General features: G+C 67.7%; 27 protein-coding genes and 2 tRNA genes. 17 read left to right on the top strand and 12 right to left on the bottom strand.

The window, feature by feature from the left end; translation table 11 throughout:
• Positions 1-54: 54 nt before the first annotated feature.
• The 3 genes from Q0053_RS13180 to Q0053_RS13170 form a co-directional block, all read right to left on the bottom strand.
• The gene (locus Q0053_RS13180) at positions 55-252 is read right to left on the bottom strand and encodes a hypothetical protein (protein ID WP_298100896.1); all 198 of its coding nucleotides are present in this window, start codon (positions 250-252) and stop codon (positions 55-57) included.
• Between the two features lie 163 nt (positions 253-415).
• Positions 416-1,051: a hypothetical protein gene (locus Q0053_RS13175; protein WP_298100894.1), complete on the bottom strand. Its 636-nt coding sequence runs from the start codon at positions 1,049-1,051 to the stop codon at positions 416-418.
• 65 nt (positions 1,052-1,116) lie between these two features.
• Positions 1,117-1,623, bottom strand: a complete 507-nt coding sequence (locus Q0053_RS13170; protein ID WP_298100892.1) for a hypothetical protein — start codon at positions 1,621-1,623, stop codon at positions 1,117-1,119.
• 140 nt (positions 1,624-1,763) lie between these two features.
• On the opposite strand from Q0053_RS13170, the gene Q0053_RS13165 reads away from it, so the two are divergent.
• Both Q0053_RS13165 and Q0053_RS13160 read left to right on the top strand, forming a co-directional pair.
• Positions 1,764-2,966 (top strand): threonine ammonia-lyase, encoded by a 1,203-nt coding sequence (locus Q0053_RS13165; protein WP_298100890.1) that lies wholly within the window; start codon positions 1,764-1,766, stop codon positions 2,964-2,966.
• A 19-nt stretch (positions 2,967-2,985) separates the two neighbouring features.
• A complete protein-coding gene (locus tag Q0053_RS13160) occupies positions 2,986-3,489 on the top strand; it encodes an FKBP-type peptidyl-prolyl cis-trans isomerase (protein WP_298100888.1) in 504 nt (167 codons plus the stop codon).
• Here Q0053_RS13160 and queG read toward each other — a convergent pair.
• The 3 genes from queG to Q0053_RS13145 all read right to left on the bottom strand — a co-directional run bounded on the left by queG (position 3,486) and on the right by Q0053_RS13145 (position 6,279).
• Positions 3,486-4,535: a tRNA epoxyqueuosine(34) reductase QueG gene (gene queG / locus Q0053_RS13155; RefSeq protein ID WP_298100885.1), complete on the bottom strand. Its 1,050-nt coding sequence runs from the start codon at positions 4,533-4,535 to the stop codon at positions 3,486-3,488. The two genes, Q0053_RS13160 and queG, sit on opposite strands and share 4 nt — an antisense overlap.
• Positions 4,536-4,569: 34 nt before the next feature.
• Positions 4,570-5,256 carry a glutathione S-transferase family protein gene (locus Q0053_RS13150; protein ID WP_298100883.1) on the bottom strand — a complete coding sequence of 229 codons (687 nt, stop codon included), beginning with the start codon at positions 5,254-5,256 and terminating at the stop codon, positions 4,570-4,572.
• A gap of 72 nt (positions 5,257-5,328) precedes the next feature.
• On the bottom strand, positions 5,329-6,279 hold the full coding sequence (locus tag Q0053_RS13145; protein ID WP_298100881.1) for a cation diffusion facilitator family transporter: 951 nt from the start codon (positions 6,277-6,279) through the stop codon (positions 5,329-5,331).
• A 135-nt stretch (positions 6,280-6,414) separates the two neighbouring features.
• Between Q0053_RS13145 and Q0053_RS13140 the strand changes: the two genes are divergently transcribed.
• Together Q0053_RS13140 and Q0053_RS13135 are read left to right on the top strand one after the other, a co-directional pair.
• Positions 6,415-7,599, top strand: a complete 1,185-nt coding sequence (locus Q0053_RS13140; RefSeq protein ID WP_298100879.1) for a citrate/2-methylcitrate synthase — start codon at positions 6,415-6,417, stop codon at positions 7,597-7,599.
• Positions 7,600-7,624: 25 nt separating this feature from the next.
• A complete protein-coding gene (locus tag Q0053_RS13135) occupies positions 7,625-8,482 on the top strand; it encodes an undecaprenyl-diphosphate phosphatase (RefSeq protein WP_298100877.1) in 858 nt (285 codons plus the stop codon).
• A gap of 128 nt (positions 8,483-8,610) precedes the next feature.
• On the opposite strand, the gene Q0053_RS13130 is transcribed toward Q0053_RS13135, so the two are convergent.
• The gene (locus Q0053_RS13130; protein ID WP_298100875.1) at positions 8,611-9,582 is read right to left on the bottom strand and encodes a complex I NDUFA9 subunit family protein; all 972 of its coding nucleotides are present in this window, start codon (positions 9,580-9,582) and stop codon (positions 8,611-8,613) included.
• A 175-nt stretch (positions 9,583-9,757) separates the two neighbouring features.
• Between Q0053_RS13130 and Q0053_RS13125 the strand changes: the two genes are divergently transcribed.
• The 6 genes from Q0053_RS13125 to Q0053_RS13300 all read left to right on the top strand — a co-directional run bounded on the left by Q0053_RS13125 (position 9,758) and on the right by Q0053_RS13300 (position 13,168).
• Positions 9,758-9,844: transfer RNA gene (locus Q0053_RS13125), tRNA-Leu, on the top strand.
• Between the two features lie 220 nt (positions 9,845-10,064).
• Positions 10,065-10,679: a ribonuclease D gene (locus tag Q0053_RS13120; protein ID WP_298100873.1), complete on the top strand. Its 615-nt coding sequence runs from the start codon at positions 10,065-10,067 to the stop codon at positions 10,677-10,679.
• Entirely contained in the window at positions 10,679-11,335 is a 657-nt protein-coding gene (gene lptC, locus Q0053_RS13115; protein WP_298100871.1) for an LPS export ABC transporter periplasmic protein LptC, read from the top strand. Before Q0053_RS13120 ends, lptC begins: the two co-directional genes overlap by 1 nt.
• Entirely contained in the window at positions 11,332-11,862 is a 531-nt protein-coding gene (locus tag Q0053_RS13110; protein WP_298100869.1) for an LptA/OstA family protein, read from the top strand. Before lptC ends, Q0053_RS13110 begins: the two co-directional genes overlap by 4 nt.
• Positions 11,863-11,915: 53 nt before the next feature.
• Positions 11,916-12,674 (top strand): LPS export ABC transporter ATP-binding protein, encoded by a 759-nt coding sequence (gene lptB, locus Q0053_RS13105; RefSeq protein ID WP_298100928.1) that lies wholly within the window; start codon positions 11,916-11,918, stop codon positions 12,672-12,674.
• Positions 12,675-12,790: 116 nt separating this feature from the next.
• Complete coding sequence (locus Q0053_RS13300; RefSeq protein ID WP_367276692.1) at positions 12,791-13,168, top strand: TonB family protein; 378 nt, start codon at positions 12,791-12,793, stop codon at positions 13,166-13,168.
• A 47-nt stretch (positions 13,169-13,215) separates the two neighbouring features.
• On the opposite strand, the gene Q0053_RS13100 is transcribed toward Q0053_RS13300, so the two are convergent.
• A complete protein-coding gene (locus tag Q0053_RS13100) occupies positions 13,216-14,523 on the bottom strand; it encodes a M20/M25/M40 family metallo-hydrolase (RefSeq protein WP_298100867.1) in 1,308 nt (435 codons plus the stop codon).
• Positions 14,524-14,670: 147 nt separating this feature from the next.
• Between Q0053_RS13100 and rpoN the strand changes: the two genes are divergently transcribed.
• From rpoN to Q0053_RS13085, 3 genes are all read left to right on the top strand, one after another.
• Positions 14,671-16,188, top strand: a complete 1,518-nt coding sequence (gene rpoN / locus Q0053_RS13095) for an RNA polymerase factor sigma-54 (RefSeq protein WP_298100865.1) — start codon at positions 14,671-14,673, stop codon at positions 16,186-16,188.
• A 114-nt stretch (positions 16,189-16,302) separates the two neighbouring features.
• Positions 16,303-16,968 (top strand): ribosome-associated translation inhibitor RaiA, encoded by a 666-nt coding sequence (raiA, locus tag Q0053_RS13090; protein WP_298100863.1) that lies wholly within the window; start codon positions 16,303-16,305, stop codon positions 16,966-16,968.
• A 75-nt stretch (positions 16,969-17,043) separates the two neighbouring features.
• Entirely contained in the window at positions 17,044-17,511 is a 468-nt protein-coding gene (locus Q0053_RS13085; RefSeq protein WP_298100861.1) for a PTS sugar transporter subunit IIA, read from the top strand.
• Positions 17,512-17,611: 100 nt separating this feature from the next.
• Here Q0053_RS13085 and Q0053_RS13080 read toward each other — a convergent pair whose 3' ends face one another.
• From Q0053_RS13080 to Q0053_RS13065, 4 genes are all read right to left on the bottom strand, one after another.
• Positions 17,612-17,872 (bottom strand): DUF1150 family protein, encoded by a 261-nt coding sequence (locus Q0053_RS13080; RefSeq protein WP_298100859.1) that lies wholly within the window; start codon positions 17,870-17,872, stop codon positions 17,612-17,614.
• A gap of 5 nt (positions 17,873-17,877) precedes the next feature.
• Positions 17,878-18,300 (bottom strand): Hsp20 family protein, encoded by a 423-nt coding sequence (locus tag Q0053_RS13075; RefSeq protein WP_298100857.1) that lies wholly within the window; start codon positions 18,298-18,300, stop codon positions 17,878-17,880.
• A gap of 150 nt (positions 18,301-18,450) precedes the next feature.
• Positions 18,451-18,526, bottom strand: a tRNA-Ala gene (locus Q0053_RS13070).
• A gap of 225 nt (positions 18,527-18,751) precedes the next feature.
• Positions 18,752-19,213 carry a TIGR02300 family protein gene (locus tag Q0053_RS13065; RefSeq protein WP_298100855.1) on the bottom strand — a complete coding sequence of 154 codons (462 nt, stop codon included), beginning with the start codon at positions 19,211-19,213 and terminating at the stop codon, positions 18,752-18,754.
• A 125-nt stretch (positions 19,214-19,338) separates the two neighbouring features.
• On the opposite strand from Q0053_RS13065, the gene aroA reads away from it, so the two are divergent.
• The 4 genes from aroA to rpsA all read left to right on the top strand — a co-directional run bounded on the left by aroA (position 19,339) and on the right by rpsA (position 23,453).
• Complete coding sequence (gene aroA / locus Q0053_RS13060; protein WP_298100926.1) at positions 19,339-20,646, top strand: 3-phosphoshikimate 1-carboxyvinyltransferase; 1,308 nt, start codon at positions 19,339-19,341, stop codon at positions 20,644-20,646.
• 14 nt (positions 20,647-20,660) lie between these two features.
• Complete coding sequence (locus Q0053_RS13055) at positions 20,661-20,942, top strand: hypothetical protein (protein ID WP_298100853.1); 282 nt, start codon at positions 20,661-20,663, stop codon at positions 20,940-20,942.
• Entirely contained in the window at positions 20,939-21,589 is a 651-nt protein-coding gene (gene cmk / locus Q0053_RS13050; RefSeq protein WP_298100851.1) for a (d)CMP kinase, read from the top strand. Before Q0053_RS13055 ends, cmk begins: the two co-directional genes overlap by 4 nt.
• Before the next feature lie 154 nt (positions 21,590-21,743).
• The gene (rpsA, locus tag Q0053_RS13045) at positions 21,744-23,453 is read left to right on the top strand and encodes a 30S ribosomal protein S1 (protein ID WP_298100849.1); all 1,710 of its coding nucleotides are present in this window, start codon (positions 21,744-21,746) and stop codon (positions 23,451-23,453) included.
• Positions 23,454-23,514 lie beyond the last annotated feature (61 nt).

The following is a 23,514-nucleotide window of genomic DNA, read 5'->3' as shown; positions in this document are numbered from 1 at the left end:
ACCCCCCATTCCAATCAGCGACCGGCAGAGAAGTCCAGACCGGAGGCGATCCGGTCAGCCGAACAGAGTAGGTCCGAAGATGGCGGCCATGGCGATGGCACCGCCTGCCACGGCGACGATCGCGCCGGCGATGAAGGCCGCCCAGGTTCGGGCGGCCCGCTGCCGCCGCAGGCCGCTGGTCCTGACGGACCGTACCATCACGCCGGGCTTGGGGCCGAAAACCTCCGATCCCGAGATATTGTGCTGGGACATATACGCGCTCCCTGGTCCACCACCCGTTGCGGGTCGCGGCCACCGAAGCGGGTCGGACAAGGCCAAACAATGGCGAACGGCGCTTAAGCACCAATCCGTGATCAAAAGAGCGATCCCGGATCCTGCTCTGGGGCGCGTGGAGGTCGCGCCCTGTCTGAGCGCGTCAGCCGCAATAGATCAGTCGACCGGAGTAGGCGCGGTAGTAGCCGGTGTGCGGGTCGTAGGACTGAAAGCTGGCGCGGCACCAGTCGGCGCGTGATCCGTAGCCGCTGTTGTATCCGCCGGCATGGCCACGGCTGTAGACCACGCCGCGGCCCGGATAGACGTGGTCGGGTCGGCCATAGGCCCCGTGCCAGGTCGTCGAGCCCCGGGCATGGTCCTGGTTCCAGGCCGCGCCATGGCCCCGTTGATTCGCGTAGCCGTAAGGTCCGCGACCGGAATCGTCGTGGCGGTCGCCGGCCAGTTCGCGATCATTGCGCGATGCCTGCAGGCCGGCCTGACGGCGCTGGTCGCGCCAGCCGGCACCGCAGTCATCCCGGTTTGCGTCCTGGAACCGGTCGCAGCGGAAGTCGCCGGGCCGGTCCAGCTGGCCGCGCCAGTCGAAATTCGACGGAACGGCGTTGGAGCGACGGGCGCCGTAGCCGCCCGGGTAGGCTCGTTCGCCGTATCCGCTCGGGTAGGGGCTGAAGCGGTCGCCACCCCGGTCGCTCGGGTCGTGGGTTCCGCCCCACGACTGGGCGACGGCCGGGACGGCGGACAGGCTCAGGCCGGCGATGGCGACAAGGGCGAGACGGATCATGGTTAACGCTCCGAAGCGGCCGGAAACACGGCCTCAATGACAGCCGGCAAAGGCAGGTGAACCGGTTAGAGTGTGACGGACACGCGTCCGCCGCGGGTGACGATACGGCGCATCAGCACGATGCGGTCTCCCCCGGCGCTGACCGGGCTGATGATGAACCAGGCCCCGTCCGGCAATCCCGGGAATTCGAACCGGCCATTCTCGCAGGTCGTTGAGCGGACGAAGGAGCGATAGTCGGCGCTGGGGTTCTCCACGGTCCGCGTCCGCACCACCGCTTCCGGAACCGCGGCGCGGTCGGTCGACCCGTACAGGGTCTGGAACCGGGCGCGGGTATAGGGGGTGTAGGGCGTGAGCGCGACCGAACCCGTGCAGGTGAAGGCCTGGCCGCCGCGGTTGAAGGCGATGCGCCCGTCGATAGACCCGCGTCCCGATGCCGCCGACCAGGCGAAATCTTCCGCACGGAAGGCTGAAGCGGCGGCCCCGCCGGATGCGGAATCGCCCGTGGGAACAGTCGCGCAGCCCGCGAGGGCGGCACCGAGTGCAGCGACAAGGAACAGGTGGCGGGCAGACATGCAGGCTCTCTCCGTCGAGGGTGCGGGTCGAACATCCCGATCAGACGCTCAACGCCGCCATAAGGTCAAGGTTGCGGCGCATCGGGCCGTGGGCCAAAAGCGCGCATAAACCCGGCGCAGACCGGGTATAGGGAGCGTCCATGACAGTCACGTTTGACGACATTCTGGCGGCCCGGGACCGCATCGCCGGCCAGGTGGACCGGACGCCGGTCCGCTATTCCCGACGCCTGTCGCAGCTGACCGGTGCCGAGGTCTGGGTCAAGTTCGACAACCTGCATTTCACCGGCAGCTTCAAGGAGCGCGGAGCCCTGAACCGGCTGCTGCAGCTGACGCCGGACGAGCGCCGGCGCGGCGTGGTGGCAGCCAGTGCCGGCAACCATGCCCAGGCCCTCGCCTATCACGGTGCCCGGCTGGGTGTGCCTGTGACCATCGTCATGCCCGAGGGCACGCCCTTCACCAAGGCCGACGGCACCCGCGCCCACGGTGCCACCGTGGTGATCAAGGGGCTCGACTTCTCCGGCTCGACCGAGGAGGCGCACCGGCTGCGCGACGAGGAGGGCTTTGTCTTTGTTTCCGCCTTTGATGATGAGGGGATCGTCACGGGCCAGGGCGTCTGCGCGGTGGAGTTCCTGGAGGACGCACCGGACCTGGAGGCCCTGATCATCCCCATCGGCGGCGGCGGACTGATCGCGGGCAGTTCGATAGCGGCGAAGGCGATGAGGCCGGACATCCGCATCTTCGGCGTCGAGGCGGCCATGTATGCGTCGTTCAGTGCCAGACGGCGCGGCGAGACGCCGAAATGTGGTGGCCAGACCATCGCCGAGGGGATCGCCATCAAGGCCGTGGGCGACATTCCCTTCGCCCTTGCCGACCCCTTGGTCGAGGACGTCCTTGTCTGCGAGGAGGCCCATTTCGAGACGGCGGTGGCCTACTATGCCACCCTTGAGAAGACGGTGGCCGAGGGAGCCGGTGCCGGCGGCCTCGCGGCCCTGCTGGCCTATCCGGACAAATTCCGCGGCATGAAGGTCGGGCTGGTGCTCTGTGGCGGCAACATCGACGCGCGCATGCTGGCCGTGGTCCTCAATCGCGAATTGGTGCGCGAAAAGAAGATGATCGTCTATCGCATCCTCGGCGACGACCGCCCCGGCATGCTGTCAAAGATGAGCGCCGTGATCGGCGGTCTCGGCGGCAATATCATCGACGTGGTGCACAACCGGCTAGCGCTGGACGTACCGGCCAAGGGCGCGGAGTTCGACATCATGGTCGAGACCCGTGGCGAGGCCCACGTCATTGAAATCAGACATGCACTGGAAGAGGCGGGATATGAATTACGGATGGGTTAGGCGCGCATCGGCGCTGGCGATGGTCGCGGTCCTGGCGGGGCCGCTGGCCGCCTGTGATCGCGGAACGCCGGCCCCGGACGAGACGGCGGCGCAGAATCTGCGCGCAGCCGAATTCTTCCTGACGTCCAACGCACGGGTGGAGGGCGTGAAGACCCTGCCGTCGGGCGTCCAGTACAAGGTCGTCCATTCGGGCCCGCCCGGTGGCGAGCATCCGGACCGCAACGATCTGGTCCGCGTCGACTATGAGGGCACCCTGACCGACGGGACGGTGTTTGACAGCTCGTTCCAGAACGGCCAGCCGGCGGTGTTCACGGTCAGTGATGTCGTACCCGGCTGGACGGAGGTCCTGCAGGAGATGCGGGTCGGTGACGAGTGGATCATCTATCTGCCCCCGGCGCTCGGCTACGGAGAACAGGGCCGTCCGGGCATCCCGCCCAATTCGGTCATGGTGTTCCGACTGAAGTTGCTGGACATCGCCCGCGCGCCCGGCGGCGAGCGCGGCGGGGCCGTGGCGGAAGGTTAGGACGCCGGGACGGTCTCCCTCAGCCGTCCTACCGCCCAAAGCGCAGCGTCACGCACCACGGCGTCCGGATCGTCCAGCAGCCGCTCCGCTGCGGGGATCAGCCCCGTGTCACCGCTGTTGCCGATCGCATAGAGGACATTGCGCACGAAGCGGTGGCGACCGATCCGCTTGACCGGACTCTTTGCGAACAGGGTGCGGAAGGCCGCGTCGTCCAGGGCGGCGAGATCGGCCAGCCGGGGCGAGACCAGGGCCTCGCGCGCCTGCACCCGCGACTCCCGCGAGGCCGCCGCGAATTTGTTCCATGGACAGACGGCCAGACAGTCGTCGCAGCCATAGATCCGGCTGCCTGTCGCCACCCTGAACGCTTCCGGCCACGGCCCGGCGAACTCGATGGTCAGATAGGACAGGCAGCGGCGTGCATCGAGCTGGAAAGGGGCCGGAAAGGCCTGCGTCGGGCAGATGTCCAGACAGGCTGTGCAGGTGCCACAATGCTCGTGCTCGGGCGGATCCGGCTCGAACGTGGCAGCGGTCAATATCACGCCGAGAAACAACCAGTTGCCGTGGGTGCGGCTCAGCAGGTTGGTGTGTTTGCCCTGCCAGCCGAGGCCGGCGCGCTGGGCCAGCGGCTTTTCCATCAGCGGGGCGGTGTCGACGAAGACCTTGACCTCCTCGCCTGTCCGGGCGGCGATCTGGCCGGCCAGGGTCTTGAGGCGACCCTTGATGACCTCGTGATAGTCATCGCCCCGGGCGTAGACCGAGATATAGCCGGCCGAGCGGTCCGCCATTTCGGGAAGGGGGTCGTGCTCCGGCCCATAGTTGAGGCCAAGCACCACGGCGGTCCGGGCCCCGTCCCACATGGCGGTGGGATGGGCGCGGCGCTCCAGCGTCGTCTCCATCCAGCCCATCTCGCCGTGCCGCCCCGCCTCGACGAAATGCGCCAGCCGTTCGCCCGCACTCCATGGCTCGGTCGCGGAGGCAAAGCGGCAGACGTCGAAGCCCAGGGCTGCAGCGCCTTGACGGAGGGTGTCGCGGGGGTCGGCCAGCATGGCCCTGTCTCCCATACCGCCCGGTTCAGCGAAATCAGAAATCCAGATCGGCGTACCAGGCCGAGGCGGCGACGCCCGGAAAGCGGTCGGCGAGCAGGGGCCGGAAGCAGGGTCGCGACTTCAGCTTCATGTACCAGGTCTTCAGACCCGGATACGACACCCAGGAGATCTCGCCGAAATAGTCCAGCACCGAGAGGTGGGCGGCGGCGACGATGTCGGCCAGGCTGATCCGGCGGCCGGCAAGGGCGTCGCGTTGGGTCAACAGCGCCTCCAGCATCGCCAGATGGGACCGGAGCGCCTCGCGCCCGGCGCGCAGGGCGCGAGCCTCGGGCGGACCGAGACGCAGGAGTGGCTTTTCCATCCGCTCGTGCAGCAGGACCGCATTCACCTCGTCTGTGAACCGCCGGTCGAACCAGGCCAGCAGTCGCCGCACCTCAGCCCGTTCGGCGACGTCCGTGGGCAGGAGCAGGGGTTCGGCCGTCCGCTCCTCCAGCCAGCCGAGGATGGCGGCGGGTTCGCAAAGGGTCAGGGCGCGTCCGTTGTCGTCGCCGATCCGCAGCACCGGGGGCATGCCCGACGGGTTCAGCGTCGCCAGCGGGCAGTCGTCTTCCCAGGGGCGGACGGGGGTCTCGGAGAATTCGATCCTTGCCTCGCCCAGCGCCAGTCGGACGGCGCGCGAGCCCGGATCGAAGGCAAAATGATAGAGGACGAAGCTCGACATGGGTCCGTCTTGCACGCGAGGGCGTTAAGTCCGCGTTAGCTGTCTTGCCCGTGCGGCCTGTGAGGCCATGCCTCAGTTGAGGTCGGGCTGTTCCTTTTCCCCGAAAGCGCCGCCGTGGGATTCGGCCCGGCCGCGCGGGTCCGCGTGGATCAGGACATCCGCGCGCGGAAAGGCCGCCAGCAGCCGGTTCTCGGCCTCCACGACGATGGCGTGGGCCGCTTCCAGGGTCAGGGTCGGCTCGAGGTCGATGTGCATCTGGATCATCATCGCGGAGCCGGCCATCCGCGTGCGCAGCTGGTGCACGCCCGAGATCCGGGGATCCGCCAGGACGGCGGTGGTGATGGTGATCCGGTCGGCATCGGGCACGGCCCGGTCAACCAGATGGTCGGCCGCGGTTTTCAGGACGCTCAGTGCTCCCCAGAACAGCCAGACCGCGACGACCAGGCCCGCTGCCGCATCAAGGCCGGGCGCGGCCAGGAAGGAGCCGGAGATCACGCCGATCAGGACCACACCATTGGCCGCCAGGTCGCCGGCGTAGTGGGCGCGATCGGCGGCGACCGCCATGGAGCCGCTCTGGCGCATGGCACGGCCCTGCATCCAGACGAGCCATCCGGTCAGGGCGATCGAGATCAGGATGACCAGAACGCCCCAGTAGCCCGAGGCGATCGGCCGGGGGTCGAGCATGCGCTGGACCGCTTCCCAGCCGATGAAAAGGGCGGAGGCAAAGACCAGACCGGCCTGAACCAGCGCAGCCAGGGCCTCGCCCTTGCCATGACCGTAGCGGTGATCCTCGTCGGCCGGCATGGCGGCCCAGCGCACGGCGAAGAACACGCCCAGAGACGCCAGCAGGTCCAGCGCCGAGTCGGCCAGTGAGGCCAGGATCGACACCGAGCCGGAGGCCCCGAGGGCGAAGGCCTTGAGCGCGATCAGCAACACCGCGACACCCACCGACAGGCGGGTGACGGCGCGGGTCGCGGCATGACCCTCGGCGTGGATATCGATGAGTGAGGGGGCGGACGTCATGGCTGCCTTGTCGCGGAAAGCCCGTTCCCTGCCAAGACCGGTCTGTTAAGCCTGTTAGGGGGATCGTCACGAAACGGCCCCATGGTGGCGTTCCGATAGGGGACGGAGCCTTGGGCTCCCCGCGGAGGTTGCGACTTGGAGCGTGTCGACCCGGTCATGGAAGCCGTCCGCTGGATCGGACGGGGCGAGGCATTGGCCCGGCTCGGGGTCAAGACCCAGACCCTCTATGCCTATGTCAGCCGTGGCCGGATCGCCGCCCGACCGGACCCGACAGATCCCCGGCGCAGCCTCTATGCCGTTCAGGACATCGCCCGTCTGAGCGGCGATATCGTCGACGATGAGGTTCAGGCGGCACAGCGCCGCATCCCCCGGCTGGCCAGCCGCGGCGAGGCCGAGGTCTCATCATCCCTGACGGTGATCGACGACGGGCGACTGTTCTATCGCGGGCTGGATGCTATCCAGCTTGCCGAGACGGCGACACTGGAAGATGTGGCCCGGCGACTTTGGGACGCCCGATCCGCCAACCCTTTCGCCGAGATCCGGCCGCGCGTCGGTGCCGTGCCCGGCGGGTCGATCCGGGCCCGTTTGTTTGCAGCCCTCGCGCGCCGCGCCGAGGAGGACGCCGATCCCAAGGCGCGCACCGTCGAGGACCTGCGGCTGGAATGCGCCCGGGTGCTGGATGAGGCGGTGGATGCCGCAGCCGGCTCGGGGCCCCGCCTGTTCCTGCACCAGCGGCTGGCCCGATCGTGGAAGACGCCGGACCGCGACGCCCACCTGATCCGCCGCGCGCTGGTCCTGTCAGCGGACCACGAGATGAATGCCTCGGTCCTGGCCACCCGGGCGGCGGTCAGCGGCGGGGCGGCCCCCGCTGCAGCAGCCTTCTCCGGACTGATGACCCTGAGCGGGTCCGAGGCGATGGCCGAGCTGATGCGGGCATCGGACTGGGTGGTGGCCGTACGCCGCCAGGCCACCGACGCCGCGCGTCGGGCCCATGCCGCCGGTGGACTGGCCGGTTTCGGCAGCGCTGAATACCCCGCCGGCGATCCACGCGCCGTCGCGCTGATCAGCGCGGCGGACCTGCCGTCTGACCTGTCCCGCGCCGTGCAGGAGGGCGAAGCTGCCACCGGGCAGCCGGCCAATTTCGGCCTGGCGCTGGCGGTCATCGCCCGGCGTCTGGAACTGCCCCGCGACGCCGCCCGGGACCTGCTGCTGCTGGGCCGTCTGGCCGGCTTGCTGGGTCATGCGCTGGATCAGGCGACGAATGGCTCGCCTATCCGGGCGCGGCTGCGCTATGTGGGACCCGAACCGGGCGCGCATTGACGGCCCTTGGACATCGGGGGCGTGCGTGAAGGACTGGATTGCGGCAATCATTCTCGGGCTCGTCGAGGGGCTGACGGAGTTCATTCCGGTTTCTTCGACCGGCCATCTGTTGCTGGCCAAGGAAGCTCTCGGTCTTCCCAATACGCCCTGGGACACCTTCATCGTGATGATCCAGCTGGGCGCGATCCTGGCCGTGGTCGCCGTGTATTTCGCCCGGCTCTGGAAGGTGCTGCTGGGTCTGCCGGGCAAGGATCCCGCCGCACGGCGGTTCGCCATTTCCGTCCTTCTGGCCTTCTTCCCCTCGGCGCTCCTGGGCCTGCTGTTTCACGACTTCATCAAGGGCGTGCTGTTCAATACCACCATCGTCTGCGTCACGCTGATTGTCGGCGGGATCGCCCTGATCGTGCTGGAACGCTGGTCCGATGCCGGCACCATGGGTCTGAGGCGCGTGGTCAGGGACGGGGTCGAGACCCTCGAACAGCGTGACCTGATCGAGGACTCCATGAAGCTGTCATGGAAGACGGCGCTGGGCATCGGCCTGTGGCAATGTCTGTCGATCATTCCGGGCGTATCGCGCAGCGGCGCGACGATCGTCGGGGGCTTGCTGCTGGGTGTCGACAAGAAGGCCGCTGCAGAGTTTTCGTTCTTTCTGGCCATTCCCACCATGGTCGGCGCGTTCACCCTCGACTTCTGGGAGAGCCGGGAGATGATCACCAACGACGTCGCCGGCCTGATCGCGATCGGCTTCGTGGTGTCCTTCATCAGCGGCCTGTTCGTCGTCCGCTTCCTGGTGGATTTTGTCGGCCGCTTCGGTTTCGCCCCGTTTTCGGCCTGGCGCATCCTGGTCGGCACCGTCGGTCTGCTGGCGATCTGGCTCTACTGAGTCAGGCCGGCGCTGACGTTCAGCGTGCGGTGGCCGGGACGGTCAGCCTCCCGGGACCCGTTGTGTCCGTCGTGACGCCGTTGTGTTCGTTGTGGTGAACCAGCGCGCGGCAGCGCAGGCCTCAGGCTTCAGGCCGCCGGAGCCTCTGCGAACTGGCCGCCGCGGCGGTAGCGCCAGAGGTAGGACGGGGCGATGGCCTCGATGCCGGTCGGCTCGATCCCCAGCGCCGCCAGACCCTCGGCACCGTCGGCGACGACATTGTCGCTCTCCAGCAGGGTCACCTGGTCACGGGTCAGCACCGGGGCGATGCCGATCATGGCGGTCAACTGGGCCATTGAGCCGATGGCGCGGGCTGCGAAAAAGGGCAGGGGAACCAGGACAAAGGCCCGATAGGTCTCGCGCCGGATCAATTTCAGCACGTCCTCGAAGGTCATCACCGCCGGGCCGCCCAGTTCAAAGGTCCGGCCTGCCGCCTCGGGGGACACGGTCGCGCGGGCGATGGCCTCGGCGACATCGGCGACATAGACCGGCTGGAATTTCGTCTGGCCGCCGCCGATCAGCGGCAGGGCCGGGGCCATGGAGGCCAGGGCGGCGAAACGGTTCAGGAAGTCGTCACCGGCCCCGAAGACGATCGACGGCCGGATCACCACGGCGTCCGGCTTGATCTCGCGCACCGCCATCTCGGCCGCGGCCTTGGACAGGGCGTAGTCGGAGCGGCTTTCCGGGCTGGCACCGATGGCCGAGACCTGGACCAGACGACCGACACCGCCGGCCGCGCAGGCCTCGGCGATGTTGCGCGAGGCGTCGACATGCAGGCTCTGGAAGGTGCGACGTCCGGATTCATACAGGATACCGACCAGATTGATCGCCGCGTCCGCACCCCTGAGGGCCGCAGCCACGTCTTCCGGCCGGGTCACGTCGCAGCGGACCGACTGCAACTGGCCGACCGTGCCGGAGGTCTGCAGCTTCCAGGCGAGGTCGGGACGGCGGCAGGCGATGCGCACCCGCCAGCCGCGTTTGGCCAGCGCCTGGACCACCTGGCTCCCGACGAAACCGGAGCCGCCGAAGACGGTGACAAGGCCGGGGGCGACTTCGTTCATGACAGGCTCCATTGGGCGACGGTGCGAGGACGCAAGAGCCTCGAAGCGCCGGGGATTAGACGATGGCCGCAGCCCTCGCAACGCAAAGGCCGCAAATCCCTGTTGACCGGCCCCGGACCCTGCCTTAAGGGTCCGCGCCTTCCGGACGAAACGTGTGCAAACGCAAGACGTCTGGGCCCAGGTGGCGGAATTGGTAGACGCGCTGGCTTCAGGTGCCAGTGATAGAAATGTCGTGGAGGTTCGAGTCCTCTCCTGGGCACCAATATTCTGAACGGCGTCGCGCTTCGGTGCGGCGCCGTTTGTCTTTGAGGAGTGGCTGGTGGTTAGTGACTGGCGGGGGCGGGTTCGCTGGCCAGAAGCCTTCGGCGTCGCCTGTTCAGCCTCTGCCACCAATCACTGACCACTAGCCACCAGCCACTCCGAGCCGGAGGGAGACATCCCCGCCGCCACACGCTAGTTGAGGGCTTGAAAGGGTTTCACGAATGACGGTGTTCCTCCACGACGGCGACCTGCCCGACGGCCTCGATCTCGGCCCCGAGGTCGCCGTTGATTCCGAGACCATGGGGCTGCGCTTCCGGCGTGATCCCCTGTGCGTGGTGCAGCTGTCGGCCGGTGACGGCGACGCCCATGTCGTGCGCCTGAACCGCCCGGCCTATGACTGCCCGAATCTCAAACGCCTGCTGACCGATCCGAAGGTGCTGAAGCTGTTCCATTTCGGCCGGTTCGACATCGGCATGTTCCAGCTGCACCTGGGGGTCGAGACCCGCCCGGTCTATTGCACCAAGATCGCCTCGAAACTGGCCCGCACCTATACCGACCGCCACGGCCTGAAGGATGTGGTGCGCGAACTGGTCGGGGTCGATCTGTCCAAGGCCCAGCAGTCCAGCGACTGGGGCGCAGACGAGCTTTCGCCTGCCCAGCTGGAATACGCCGCCTCCGACGTCCTCTATCTGCATGCCGCCAGGGTCCGGCTGGACGAAATGCTCGCGCGCGAGGGCCGGACCGAACTGGCCCGCCAGTGTTTCGACTTCCTGCCCACCCGCTCGGCGCTGGACCTGGCCGGCTGGGACGAGATGGACGTGTTCGCGCACAGCTGATGACCGATCCCGCCGACATCCATGCGCATCAGGACGAGGCCCGCGTCGCCGCGACAGCCCGGGCCTTCCGCGCGCGGTCGCGGCGGGTGCAGCTGCTGCGCCGGGTGCTGCCGGTCGCGATCATTCTGCTGGCCGGCGGCACGGTTAGCTGGATCGTGCTGCGCAGCGTCATGTCCGACGTCGAGCGCAAGGCCGGGACCAGTCGCGAGATCCGCCTTGATAAGCTGAGGTTCCACGGTCAGGACGCGGCGGGCCGCAGCTTCGTTATCGGCGCGGAGGGGGCTGTGCGCGATCCGGACACGGGCCGCTACCGCCTGATCGGCCCGGCCCTGCGGCTGAACCTCGGCGGTCGCAAGGTGACCACCCTGACCGCCGACGGCGGGGTCTATGACGAGGCCGGCAAGCGCGTGGTGATCGGCCCCAATGTGCGGATTTCCGACGGCGGCTCGGGCTTTACCCTTGTCACGCCCGAGGCAGTGGTCGACACCGCGACCGGTATTGTGAGCGGGAACAAGGGCGTTCAGGGCTCCGGCCCGCTTGGAACCTTCTCCGCTTCGTCCTATGTGATCCGGGAGCAGGGCGGGCGCGTCGAGTTTCGGGGCTCCGGCGAGAACAAGATACGCGGCACGATCAACGCCGGAGGGGCGACCCAATGAGCATGACCAGAACCCTGACGATCGCGACGGCGGCGCTGGCGCTTCTGGCCCTGCCGACCATCGGCGGTGCCCAAACGACGCCACAGACAACGCCTCAGTCCGCGCCCCAGACAACGCCCCGGCTGGGCCAGGGGGCCATCTCCTATGGGGCAGATGCCGGTGAAGCGACGCCGAACAGCCTGTCGCTGCGCGGCCGGGCTGAAGTCGTGCAGGGACAGAACCGCCTTCGCGCCGACGCCATAAACGGTTCCGGTACCGATAGCGGGACGGAGCGGATCGAGGCCATCGGCAACGTCTATTTCGTCACGCCTGATCAGACCATTCGTGGCGACCGGGCCGTCTATACGCCGGGGGACAACCTCGTGGTCATAACCGGTGACGTCATCGTGACCCAGGGCCAGAATGTCATGACGGGTGGCCGGCTGACCTACAATACAGCCACCCAGGCGGTCACCATGGCCGGCGGGGCCGGATCGAACGGCGGGCGTATTCGCGGCGTCTTCTATCCTGAACGCAGCGGCAACTGAGCCCCGGCCCGGTCTGACCATTGGCGCGCAAGGAACTCTCAGCCCTCAATGTGATCGAGGCCCCGGCAACCCCGGCGGCCGAGCCCGCGCGCCTGACCGGCCTGCGGGTCGAGCACATCGCCCGCGCCTTCGGCCAGCGGCAGGTGGTGCGCGATGTCTCCCTGCATGTCGAGCGCGGTCAGGTCGCGGGCCTGCTGGGGCCGAACGGGGCCGGCAAGACCACCTGCTTCTACATGATCACCGGCCTGATCCCGCCCGACAGCGGCACCATCTGGCTGGACGGCGAGGACATCACGGCCCAGCCGATGTACCAGCGCGCCCGCATGGGTCTGGGCTATCTGGCGCAGGAGGCCTCGATCTTCCGCGGCATGACGGTCGAGCACAACGTCATGGCGGTGGTGGAGCTGCATCACACCGGCCAGGCCGCCATTGCGGAGGAGACCAGCCGTCTGCTGGAAGAGCTGCGCATCGACCACCTGCGCCACGCCCCGGCCTCGGGCCTGTCGGGCGGCGAGCGGCGGCGCTGCGAGATCGCCCGGGCGCTGGCGGGCAAGCCCAGCTTCATGCTGCTGGACGAACCCTTCGCCGGCATCGACCCCCTGGCCATCGCCGACATCCGTCAGGTGATCCGCTATCTGGCCGGTCAGGGCATCGGCGTCCTGATCACCGACCACAATGTGCGTGAGACGCTCGAGATCATCGACCACGCCTCCATCATCTCGGGCGGGGCCGTGCTGTTCGAGGGCAAGGCCGAGGACGTGATCCGCGACCCGGAAGTGCGTCGAGTCTATCTGGGCGATATGTACGGGTGAGGCGGGGTGATCGGGGACCTCGGGTCTCGTTGTCTCGCAATCTTAAGTGGACCGGCAGGAAAATCTTCGCCATTTGGCATTGAACTACTTCCGCAGCGTTCCCAAAGGAGTTGTCCATGCTGGCCCTTGTTCTCATGATGGCGGCGCTCCAGGACGTGCCCTCGGCACCGGCGTCCACCTTTGTTGAGGTTGAGGCCCTTCCAGGTCAGGTCGTTACGCATGTCGGCTGGCTGACAACGCCGATCCCGAGATTTCCTCGCGAAGCTATGCGTGGCCAGGTTCGTGCGGGTACGGTGCGATTGAGTTGCATCGTGACTGTCCAGGGGCGATTCCGGAACTGCGAGATCACTGAGGAGACGCCACCGGGCTTCAGCTTCGGACGTGAGGCGTTGGCCGCAGTCCGGGCCGTCCGCCTGACGCCGAGGACAATTGATGGTCGTCCGGTCGAAACCCACGTCCAGTTTTCCGTCGGGTTTCGCAGGTCAGGCCCTTGAAGGTTTTCGCCTGCCTTTGGTCGAGCCCCATAATCGCAGGCCGGTATTCAGTCTGAGGCGGACGTCGCTCCGTTGCTCAGCCGCGAGATCAGCACCGCGGCCCGCTGGGCCTGCCGCACCAGACTGTCCAGATCGACCCACTCCCCGTCCGCATGGGCATTGCCGCCGGCCATGCCGAGGCCGCCCAGGGTGTCGACATCCCCGGCTACGAAACCGCTGTCGGCGGCCCCGCGGCGAGCGGGGTCGTATTCGGCCATTTCGGGCAGGCCGAGGTCGCGGTTGACCGCGTTCAGACGGGCCAGCAGGGCGCGGTTACCCTCGCTCGGGGCCATGGGCGGATAGCCGCCCTCGCCAAAGACCAGTTCGGCGTCGGTGCGGGGCAGGTTTTCGGCGACGATGGCCTGCATCCGGGCCCGGACGCGTTGGTCCTGTTCGCGGGTCAGGGTGCGCAGGTCGCCCCGGGCGATGGCGGTCGAGGCCACGATATTGGTCTTGCCCGAGGCCGTGACATTGAAGCCCTCGGCGTCGATGGCGGCGGGCGTGCCCCCGGCGACCACCCCGACATTGTAGGTCAGGTTGGGCTCGGGAAGTTCGCGGCGGAAACCGTCGAGGATGCGGGCCAGCTCATAGATCGCCCCATAGCCGAGCGCGTCGTTGAACACCCCGCTGGAGTGTCCTGTGCGGCCCGTCGTGGTCAGGGTCCAGTTGGACGAACTGCGCCGGGCAATGGTGCCGAAATCCGCCTCGTCCTCGACCGCCAGATTCTCGAACTCCAGGGCGAAGGCGGCCGTGCGGCCGGCCTCGATCAGGTCGCGGCGGGCGATCGCCAGCGGCGCGCCGATCCGTTCCTCGTCCCCGGTCAGGAAGACGGTGACATTGGCGTCCTCCAGCGTGCCGGCCGCCTGCATGGCGCGCAGGGCGGCAATGATGACCACCACCCCGCCCTTGTCATCGCCGACGCCGGGGCCGGTTGCGCGCATCCCCGTGCGCTCGAACCGCTGGAAGGGGTTGTCGGCCTCGAAGACGGTGTCGAGGTGGCCGATCAGCAGGACGTTCCGGCCCGGGCCCTCATGGGTGGCGATCAGATGGCCGGCGCGGCCGGTCTCCGCCATGTCCACCCAGCGAACCGTAAAGCCCAGCGGCTCCAGCTCGGCCCGGACCCTGTCGCCGACGAGACGGACGCCCGGCAGGTTCAGGGTGCCGCTGTTCTGGTTCACCAGCGTTTCGAGCAGGGCGATGTGGCGGTCATGCTCGGTGGCGACCGTCCGGACCATCGTCTGTTCGGCGGGCGTGGACTGCGCCAGGGCACCACCGGGCAGGGCCAGAAGCAGCAGGGCAGCTAGGATCAGGCGCATCGGGGCTCTCGCTCTGGACGGACGGTCGGGACAGGGGAGCAAAGCGCGCGCGCGACGTCCAGCGGTTTAGAACGCCGTTAACCGGTCAGGCCACAAGGTGGCCTGAGCAAGTTTCGGGCCACGCCCGGGAGTAGAGGAAAAAGAACGGTGCTCGGACAGAGGCTGGACATCAGGCAGGGCCAGGGACTGGTCATCACGCCCCAGCTGCAGCAGGCGATCAAGCTGCTGCAACTGTCCAGCCAGGAGCTGGACGCCTTCATTGAGGCCGAGCTCGAGCGCAATCCGCTGCTGCAGCGCGAGGACGCCGAGCCCGGCGGCGAGATCGAGGCGCCGGCCCCCACGGAAAGCCATGACGCCGCCGAGATGAGTTTCGATGAGGGTCGGGTCACGGACGCCGACCGCATGCTCGATGCCCGCTCCGACGATGTTTACGGCGATGCCAGCCCCGGCGAGCGGACCTCCGACCGGATGGAGGACGTCGGCGTCGGCGAGGCCCAGGTCGGGCTCAATGACTGGTCCCGCGCCGGGTCCGGCGGGGGGCTTCCGGACGGCGAGGGCCGTGAGCAGCCCGACAGCCGCGAAATGACCCTGTGGGAGCATCTGCAGGCTCAGGCTTCACAGGCCGGCTTTTCGTCCTCCGACCACGCCATCGCCCTGACCCTGATCGATTCCGTCGATGAGGGCGGCTATCTGCGCGGCGAACTGGCCGAAATTGCCGACCGTCTCGGCGTTCCGCTGGAACGGATCGAGGCGGTCCTGACCATTTGCCATGGTTTCGAGCCCACGGGCGTCATGGCCCGGTCGGTGCCGGAATGCCTGAAACTGCAGCTGATCGAGCGCAACCGGTTTGATCCGGCGATGGACAGCCTGCTGGCCAACCTCGACCTGCTGGCCAAACGGGATCTGACGGCGCTTCGCAAGGCCTGCGGTGTCGACGCCGAGGACATGGCCGAGATGATCGCCGAGCTGAAGGCCCTGACACCCCGGCCCGGTGCCGGCTTCGGCGGCGAGCCGGCCCAGACGGTGATCCCCGATGTGCATGTCCGGTCCGATCCCGCCGGCGGCTGGAAGGTCGAGCTGAACACGGACACCCTGCCGCGCCTGATCATGGACAAACGCTATCATGGCGTGGTCGCCGCCGGTTCGCGCTCGGACGTGGAGAAGACCTTTGTCGCCGATTGCGCCGCCCAGGCCAGCTGGCTGGTCAAGTCGCTGGACCAGCGGGCCAAGACCATCCTCAAGGTGTCGTCGGAAATCGTGCGCCAGCAGGATGCCTTCCTGGCCTTCGGCGTCGAATTCCTGCGCCCGCTGAATCTCAAGACCGTGGCCGACGCCATCAGCATGCATGAATCGACTGTCAGCCGGGTGACCTCGAACAAATACATCTCGACACCGCGCGGGGTGTTCGAGCTGAAATTCTTCTTCACCGCGGCGATCCAGTCCTCCGACGGTGGCGCGACCCATTCGGCCGAGGCCGTGCGCCACCGGATCAAGGCGATGATCGACAGCGAGGCCCGTGACGGCGACGTGCTCAGCGACGACCGGATCGTGGAGATCCTCAAGGAGACGGGCATCGACATCGCCCGCCGCACCGTGGCGAAATACCGCGAGGCCTTGAGGATACCGTCCTCGGTCGAGCGCAAGCGGATGCTGAAAACGGGGTAGGCGTCCGGCCTCTCCCTCCCCCCTTCGGCGGAGAGAGAAGCGACCCCCGACAACCCTCACCACATTTCGGTGATCGCCGTTGACACCCGGCTGGAACAGTCGCGTTCTAGGCCCATGCAAATCCAGATCAGTGGCAAACAAGTGGATGTCGGCGACGCGTTAGGCTCGCGCATCTCCCGGGAACTCGAAGACGGGATCGGAAAATATTTCGAACGCGGGGCCCAGGACGCCGAGGTGGTGGTGTCCAAGGACGGCCACGGCTTCAAGGTGGACTGCTGGGTTCGCCTCGCCTCGGGAGAGGCCATCGTCACCAGCGGCCTTGGCGGCGACGCCCACGCGGCCTTCTCTGACTCGCTCGAGAAGCTCGAGAAGCGGGTCCGTCGCTACAAGCGCCGGCTCAAGAATCATCACGCCGGCCCGCGCGGCCTGTCGCCCGAGAAGACCGAGAACGCCGCGCGTGACGTGGCCCGCAGCATGGTCCTTCGCAGCCCGGATGCGGTTGAGGACGACGCCTTCGGTGACGCAGGCGCTCCGGACGAGCCACCACCGGTCGGCATGGTCATCGCCGAGACCGTTTCGGAAATTCGCACCATCACCGTAGGCCGGGCGGTTCTTGAGCTGGACATGACCGGCTATCCGGTCGTGCTGTTCCGCAATGCAGCCCATGGCGGCATATCGGTGGTCTATCGTCGGCCGGACGGCAATGTGGGCTGGATTGATCCGGAACGAACGGTGAAGTCGATCAACGGACAACGATCGGTAAAGGGTAGCGACGTATAGTCTTCCCCAATCGAGGCGGGTGGTCTACTGGGCCCCCGCCCATTCGGGACGGATGGGCTGAGTCGGGAACTCCTTATGGATATCGGTGAATTGCTGGCGGACGGCGGTGTCGTCCTGCACAGCGGTGCCTCGTCAAAGCGTCAGGCCCTGCATACGGTGGCTGAGGCCGCCGCGCACACGTTTGGCCTGCCGGAAGGCCGGATCATGGAAGCCCTGCTGGAACGCGAGGCCCTGGGTTCGACCGGGCTGGGTTCCGGGGTTGCCGTCCCGCACGCCCGGCTTGAGGGTATCTCGCGGGTGACGGCGGTGTTCGTCCGGCTGGATACGCCCGTCGCCTATGGTGCCGTCGACGACCGGCCCGTGGATCTGTTGTTCGCCCTGTTCGCCCCGCCCTGCGACGGAGCCGAACACCTCCGCGCGCTCGCGGCTGTGTCCCGTGCGCTTCGTTCCCCCGAGATGCGCGAGCAATTGCGTCAGGCCCGAACCGTCGACGCAGTCCGCGCCCTGTTCGTCAGGGATCAGGTTTCGGCGTCGGCGGCCTGAGCCCGCTCAACGCGGCGGACGCCGCGCTCTTGTGAGGCGCGGCAGGGCGACGAACCTGACCGCAGTTCGATCCCGTCGTGATGAAACGAACCGCTGCCCCTCAATGAACCGAGACGGGCTCCAGCGCATGGGCCAGGGCGGCGGCGAAGGCGGATTCGCGGTCCATCATGACGGCCAGCCGCTCGCCGTCCGCGCCATGCACGGCGTACAGGATGGCTTCGGGATCGATCGACAGGCCCCGGGTCGTGGTTGCGGCGACCTGGTCCATGACGTCGGCGGCGCGGATCTCGCGCACATAGACGAGGTCGGGCGCGCCCAGACCCCTGAAATCTTCTCCGGACATGAGGGTGGTGGGCGTCATCACGGTCAGCCGGTGGTGATGGGGATTCGCCGGACGGCCGGGAGGTCCTCCGGGCGGCTCATGTCGACGTGCAGCAGACCGTGCTCGAGGTGGGCCGCATCGACCTCCAGACCGTCGGCGAGCACGAAGCTGCGGACGAAGCCGCGCCCGGCGATGCCGCGATGCAGGAAGGCCTGTTCGGCCTGTTCGGGACCCGGCTCGCGTTTGCCGGCGATGGTCAGCTGGCGGCCTTCGAGGGTGATCATCAGATCATCCGGCCCGAAGCCGGCCACGGCCAGGGAGATGCGTACCGAATGCTCGCCGCGCTGTTCGACATTGTAGGGGGGGTAGCTGTCCGCCGCAGCCCGGGCGGCGCGGTCGATCAGGGCGCGGGTATGGTCGAAGCCCAGCAGGAAGGGGCTGTCGAAAAGGATGGTCCGTGTCGTCATGGTCTCTCGCCCCCGAAGCAGGCCTTCAGCCGTCTGCGCCCCCCGTCATCGGCAAGGCGTCGGCCAGACACCAGATGGGGCGGGATGGCGCAGAGATCAACGGGGTCCCGAAATGGACGAAGGCCCCGCGGTCTCCCGCAGGGCCTTCGATGGTGGAGCTTAGCGGAGTCGAACCGCTGACCTCTTGCATGCCATGCAAGCGCTCTACCAGCTGAGCTAAAGCCCCAATCGTCAGGCGCGGGGCCTGCCGGTCGGATCGCGTGGGGGCCGGGAGGCCCTGCGGCGAGGCGGCGGAACCTATGTCAGGGCCTGATCACGATCAAGCCCGGTTCAGCCATTTATTTTGGACCGCCATCGCCGGCCCTCCGGGACCTCCCGACACGCCGCCGTCAGGAGGCCCGATCCTGCCGCGCTGCCAGGAAGGCGAAGCGCGGCTGGGGCCCGGAAAGTCCTATTCGTCGTCCTTCGGCGCCTTGATCTCATCTTCGAAATTGTCGTCGTCCTCGTCCTCGATGAAGGGGACGGAGTCGTCATCGTCATCGTCGGCCAGGACGTCGTCATCCTCGGTCGCTTCACCCATGCCGGGCTCTTCGGTCGGGTCGACGACGGCGTCGTCATCGTCGTCCGGCGTCAGGATCGGCTCGTGGCCTTCCTCATCGATCTCGGGCGTTGCGACCGCTTCTTCTTCCTCGTCCTCGTCGCCGTCGACCTTCTTGTCCTTGACCTGATCTTCATCAGAGTCGTCGGCGGCATAGCCGGCCGGGCGGCCGCGACGGTTGCGCAGCTTCAGCGCCTCCTCCGGATCGAAGTCGGTGCCGCATTTGGGGCAGTGGGCGGGGCGACGGCCCAGGTCGTAGAATTTGGCCTGGCAGTTCGGGCAGACCTGCTTCTGGCCCAGTTCGGGTTTGGCCACGGTTGAAGACCTTTGGCGGGAGTGGGGAAAACGGGCGGCTCCCTTGCCACCCCCTGACGCCGCTGTCAAAAGCCATCTCTGCGCCCCCGCGCCCGATTGACCTGTTCGGAGACCGCCGGGTGTCGATTCCCGCCCATCTGACCGCCTGCCGCAGCCCCGCGCTGTCCGGCCGGGTGCGGGCACCGGGTGACAAGTCCATCTCCCACCGCGCCCTGATCCTCGGGGCCATGGCGACGGGCGTGACCGGGATCGAGGGCCTGCTGGAAGGCGACGATATCCTGGCCACGGCGCGGGCGGTCGAGGCCTTCGGCGCGACGGTCGAACGTCTGGGCGAAGGCCGCTGGCGGGTCACGGGCCGGGGCGGGTTCAGGCAACCGGCCGGTGTCATCGACTGCGGTAATGCCGGGACGGGGGTTCGCCTGCTGATGGGGGCGGCGGCGGGATATCCGATCACCACGGATTTCGATGGTGACGCCAGCCTGCGGAAACGACCGATGAAGCGGGTGACCGGACCGCTGGCCGAAATGGGTGCCCGGTTCGGCTGGCAGGATGCCGCGGACCGGCTGCCGGTCACGGTCGCCGGTGGGGGGCTGTCGGCCATCGACCATATCCAGACCGTCGCCTCGGCCCAGATCAAGTCGGCCATCCTGCTGGCCGGGCTCAACGCAGAGGGCATCACCACGGTGACGGAGGCGGAGCCCAGCCGGGACCATACCGAGCGGATGCTCAGGGCTTTCGGGATCGAGGTCGGGGTCCGGCCGGTCGGCGCGGGCTGGCTCGTCAGCCTCCAGGGCGGACAGGCGCTTGCCGGAACCGTCGTCAACGTCCCCGGCGACCCGTCGTCGGCCGCCTTCCCTCTGGCGGCGGGGCTGATCGTCCCCGGATCGGAAGTGACGGTAGGGGGCGTGATGCTGAACCCGCTGCGCACCGGTTTGTTCGAGACCTGGCGCGAGATGGGCGCCGACCTGACCGTCTCGAACCGTCGCATGGCCGGGGGCGAGGAGGTCGGCGACATCACTGCCCGGCATTCGACGCTGAAGGGTGTGGTCGTGCCGCCGGAGCGGGCTGCCGCGATGATCGACGAATATCCGGTCCTCGCGGCGACCGCCGCCTTCGGGGAGGGGGCCACGGTGATGCGCGGCATCGGTGAGATGCGGGTCAAGGAGAGCGACCGCATTGCCCTCATGGCGGCGGGGCTCACCGCCTGCGGCGTCCGCGTCGAGGAGGAGCCGGAGGGGTTCACCGTCTTCGGCGGCCCGGTGCGAGGCGGTGCGACCGTCACCACCCACGGCGACCACCGCATCGCCATGAGCCATCTGGTGCTTGGGCTGGCGGCGGACGAGGCGGTGACGGTAGACGAGCCGGGAATGATCGCGACGAGCTTCCCGGGGTTTGTGGCTTTGATGCGCGGGCTGGGCGGCGTGATCGCATGAGGGGAGCGCCCGTCTTGCTGGCCCGGAAGCTGGCGCATGCCGGTCTGCTCGTCATCGTCCTGGCTCTTGTCTGGGCCGGTGCCTCATGGATCGACCTGCGTGACGGCTCGACGTGGCGAAAGCGGTCGCGGTACGAGGATGGCCCGTTCTTCCGCCAGGTGGATGCCGCGACAAACGCACAGGACTTCAAGACCATCGTTATGCTGCGCGGCGTCATGCCGGCCGTGTTTTTCGGCACAGCCGGGATCATTCTTCTTCTCGGTGCCGCAGGTCAGCGTTACGTGCCTCGCCCATGAACTCACTCCTCATCATCGCCGTCGACGGGCCCGCCGCCTCGGGCAAGGGCACCATCGCTGCCCGGCTGGCTGCGCTCTATGGCCTGCCGTTCCTCGATACCGGTCTGTTGTACCGCGCGGTCGGGGTCGGCGTGCTCGATGCGGGCGGTTCGCTGGATGACGCGGCCGCCGCCGAGGCCGTGGCGCGGGCGCTGAAGGCCGAGAGCCTGCACGACACCGACCGCCTGACCAGTGGCGACGCCGGCGAGGCCGCCAGCCGGGTCGCCGGCTATCCCGGCGTCCGCGCCGCCCTGCTGGACTTCCAGCGCGCCTTCGCCGCCCGGCCGGGCGGGGCGGTGCTGGACGGGCGCGACATCGGCACCGTCATCGCCCCCGACGCCATGGCCAAGCTGTTCATCACGGCGACGCCGGAGGTCCGCGCCATGCGTCGCTGGAAGCAGCTGACCGGCCGCGGCGACGTCATCGCCTATGAGGACATGCTGGCCGACATCATGCGCCGGGACGAACGCGACGCCGGCCGCGGCGCCGCCCCCATGGTCCAGGCCGAAGACGCCGTCTTGCTGGATACGACCGATATGGATATAGAGGCGGCCTTCGATGCGGCCCGCCGTATCGTCGAGGCGGCGCGTGTCCGGCACGGTCTTTAGGGACCCCAAGGCAAATCCAGCGCGTCATCCTCGGCTTCCGCGGGCGTTCTGACCTTTACCGGCCTCGTATCCCGACGACCTGATCCTGCTTTTCAACCACCTCGCGCGGGGCCCTTCGGTCGCGCGCCATAACCGTTAGAAACCCAACCACCGTATGACTGACACCAGCTTCTCCCCCTCGCGCGATGATTTCGCCGCGCTGCTCGACGAAACCCTTCAAGGCCGTGACCTCGGCGAAGGTCAGGTCGTCCACGGCCGCGTCGTCGGTATCGAAAAGGACATCCTGATCATCGACGTCGGTCTGAAGACCGAAGGCCGTATCCCGGCCCGCGAGTTCGGCATCGGCGAAGGCGCCGTCATCCCGAAGGTCGGCGACAATGTCGAAGTCTATCTCGAGCGCGTCGAGAACGCCCTGGGTGAAGCCGTCATCAGCCGCGACAAGGCCCGTCGCGAAGAAGCCTGGACCCGTCTGGAAGTCGTGTTCGCCGAGGGCGTGCCGGTCAACGGCGCCATCGTCGGCCGCGTCAAGGGTGGCTTCACCGTCGACCTCGGCGGTGCCTCGGCCTTCCTGCCGGGCTCCCAGGTCGATATCCGCCCGGTGCGCGACGTCGGCCCGCTGATGGGCAAGGAACAGCCTTTCGCCATCCTGAAAATGGACCGTCCGCGCGGCAACATCGTCGTCTCGCGTCGCGCCATCCTCGAGGAAGCCCGCGCCGAGCAGCGCACCGAACTGGTCGGCCAGCTGCTGGAAGGCGAAGTCCGCGAAGGCGTGGTCAAGAACATCACCGACTACGGCGCATTCGTGGACCTGGGCGGCATCGACGGCCTGCTGCACGTCACCGACATGTCGTGGAAGCGCGTCTCGCACCCCTCGCAGGTCCTCGCCGTCGGCGACACCGTCAAGGTCCAGATCGTCAAGATCAACCCGGACACCCAGCGTATCAGCCTCGGCATGAAGCAGCTGCAGACCGATCCGTGGGACGGCGTGGAAGCCAAATATCCGGTCGGCGCCAAGATGACCGGCCGCATCACCAACATCACCGACTACGGTGCGTTTGTTGAGCTGGAAGCCGGCGTCGAAGGCCTGGTCCACGTCTCGGAAATGTCCTGGACCAAGAAGAACGTCCACCCGGGCAAGATCGTCTCGACCTCGCAGGAAGTCGATGTGGTCGTGCTGGATGTCGACGCCTCCAAGCGCCGTATCTCGCTGGGCCTCAAACAGGCCCAGGACAATCCGTGGGATGCCTTCGTGGCCGCCAACCCGATCGGTTCGACCGTCGAGGGCGAGGTCAAGAACGCCACCGAATTCGGCCTGTTCATCGGTCTGGACAACGACATCGACGGCATGGTGCACCTGTCCGACCTCGACTGGAACGTCTCCGGCGAGGAGGCCATCCAGCGCTACCGCAAGGGCGAGATGGTCAAGGCCAAGGTTCTCGACGTCGACGTCGAGAAAGAACGTGTCTCGCTGGGCATCAAGCAGCTGGGTGGCGATCCGATCGCCGAAGGCGACACCTACAAGAAGGGCCAGCAGGTCACGGTCACGGTCACCTCGATCGAGTCCGGCGGCATCGAGGTCAAGTTCGGCGAGGATGACGCGCCGGTCTCGGCCTTCATCCGCAAGTCCGACCTGTCGCGCGACCGCAATGAGCAGAACCCCGAGCGCTATTCGGTCGGCGACCGCGTCGACGCCATGATCACCGCCATCGACAAGGCCTCGCGCCGCGTCTCGGTGTCGGTCAAGGCGCTGGAAATGAAGGACGAGGCCTCGGCCATCGAACAGTTCGGCTCCTCGGACTCGGGTGCCTCGCTGGGCGACATCCTGGGCGCGGCCATGCGTGAGAAGGCGGCGTCGAAGGAATAGTCTCCTTCACCCGATGAAACGGATCAGGCGGCGGGAGCAATCCCGCCGCCTTTTTCATGCG

Source organism: Brevundimonas sp. (assembly GCF_027487935.1).
GTDB lineage: Bacteria > Pseudomonadota > Alphaproteobacteria > Caulobacterales > Caulobacteraceae > Brevundimonas.
Note: the sequence above shows the minus strand (reverse complement) of the source record. Positions and strands in the feature narration are given on the sequence as shown.

What these genes read in the sequence shown, in the direction of transcription:
- cmk (WP_298100851.1), top strand. Translation starts at nt 20,939, where the DNA reads ATGAACTCACTCCTCATCATCGCCGTCGACGGGCCCGCCGCCTCGGGC.
- Q0053_RS13130 (WP_298100875.1), bottom strand. Translation starts at nt 9,582, where the DNA reads ATGAACGAAGTCGCCCCCGGCCTTGTCACCGTCTTCGGCGGCTCCGGT.
- Q0053_RS13180 (WP_298100896.1), bottom strand. Translation starts at nt 252, where the DNA reads ATGTCCCAGCACAATATCTCGGGATCGGAGGTTTTCGGCCCCAAGCCC.
- queG (WP_298100885.1), bottom strand. Translation starts at nt 4,535, where the DNA reads ATGCTGGCCGACCCCCGCGACACCCTCCGTCAAGGCGCTGCAGCCCTG.
- Q0053_RS13100 (WP_298100867.1), bottom strand. Translation starts at nt 14,523, where the DNA reads ATGCGCCTGATCCTAGCTGCCCTGCTGCTTCTGGCCCTGCCCGGTGGT.
- Q0053_RS13145 (WP_298100881.1), bottom strand. Translation starts at nt 6,279, where the DNA reads ATGACGTCCGCCCCCTCACTCATCGATATCCACGCCGAGGGTCATGCC.
- Q0053_RS13175 (WP_298100894.1), bottom strand. Translation starts at nt 1,051, where the DNA reads ATGATCCGTCTCGCCCTTGTCGCCATCGCCGGCCTGAGCCTGTCCGCC.
- Q0053_RS13170 (WP_298100892.1), bottom strand. Translation starts at nt 1,623, where the DNA reads ATGTCTGCCCGCCACCTGTTCCTTGTCGCTGCACTCGGTGCCGCCCTC.
- Q0053_RS13110 (WP_298100869.1), top strand. Translation starts at nt 11,332, where the DNA reads ATGAGCATGACCAGAACCCTGACGATCGCGACGGCGGCGCTGGCGCTT.
- Q0053_RS13080 (WP_298100859.1), bottom strand. Translation starts at nt 17,872, where the DNA reads ATGACGCCCACCACCCTCATGTCCGGAGAAGATTTCAGGGGTCTGGGC.
- Q0053_RS13150 (WP_298100883.1), bottom strand. Translation starts at nt 5,256, where the DNA reads ATGTCGAGCTTCGTCCTCTATCATTTTGCCTTCGATCCGGGCTCGCGC.
- Q0053_RS13120 (WP_298100873.1), top strand. Translation starts at nt 10,065, where the DNA reads ATGACGGTGTTCCTCCACGACGGCGACCTGCCCGACGGCCTCGATCTC.
- lptC (WP_298100871.1), top strand. Translation starts at nt 10,679, where the DNA reads ATGACCGATCCCGCCGACATCCATGCGCATCAGGACGAGGCCCGCGTC.
- Q0053_RS13165 (WP_298100890.1), top strand. Translation starts at nt 1,764, where the DNA reads ATGACAGTCACGTTTGACGACATTCTGGCGGCCCGGGACCGCATCGCC.
- Q0053_RS13075 (WP_298100857.1), bottom strand. Translation starts at nt 18,300, where the DNA reads ATGACGACACGGACCATCCTTTTCGACAGCCCCTTCCTGCTGGGCTTC.
- rpsA (WP_298100849.1), top strand. Translation starts at nt 21,744, where the DNA reads ATGACTGACACCAGCTTCTCCCCCTCGCGCGATGATTTCGCCGCGCTG.
- raiA (WP_298100863.1), top strand. Translation starts at nt 16,303, where the DNA reads ATGCAAATCCAGATCAGTGGCAAACAAGTGGATGTCGGCGACGCGTTA.
- Q0053_RS13300 (WP_367276692.1), top strand. Translation starts at nt 12,791, where the DNA reads ATGCTGGCCCTTGTTCTCATGATGGCGGCGCTCCAGGACGTGCCCTCG.
- Q0053_RS13160 (WP_298100888.1), top strand. Translation starts at nt 2,986, where the DNA reads ATGGTCGCGGTCCTGGCGGGGCCGCTGGCCGCCTGTGATCGCGGAACG.
- Q0053_RS13085 (WP_298100861.1), top strand. Translation starts at nt 17,044, where the DNA reads ATGGATATCGGTGAATTGCTGGCGGACGGCGGTGTCGTCCTGCACAGC.